Below are 302 nucleotides of genomic sequence, written 5' to 3'. Positions count from 1 at the left end.
GCCTCCCAGGCATCCGGAGGCCGTTCGTCGCTAACCTGCCTGGGCAGCACACGCATCTGCCCATAGCTCAGTTGGATAGAGCATCGGCCTTCTAAGCCGACGGTCGGGGGTTCGAATCCCTCTGGGCCTGTCTCTTATACACATCTCCGAGCCCACGAGACATGGCGCCTGATCGCGTATGCCGTCTTCGGCTTGAAAAGAGGGGGGGGGGGGGGGGGGGGGGGGGGGGGGGGGGGGGGGGGGGGGGGGGGGGGGGGGGGGGGGGGGGGGGGGGGGGGGGGGGGGGGGGGGGGGGGGGGGGG

The 302-nt window shown here is 73.5% G+C and carries 1 tRNA gene; it reads left to right on the top strand.

Annotated features, from left to right (window positions below):
• The first annotated feature begins 56 nt into the window (after positions 1-56).
• Positions 57-130, top strand: a tRNA-Arg gene (locus tag JHD73_RS28770).
• Positions 131-302 lie beyond the last annotated feature (172 nt).

The organism is Ralstonia sp. ASV6 (assembly GCF_016429285.1).
In the GTDB taxonomy this organism is placed as follows: domain Bacteria; phylum Pseudomonadota; class Gammaproteobacteria; order Burkholderiales; family Burkholderiaceae; genus Ralstonia; species Ralstonia flaminis.
Note: the sequence above shows the minus strand (reverse complement) of the source record. Positions and strands in the feature narration are given on the sequence as shown.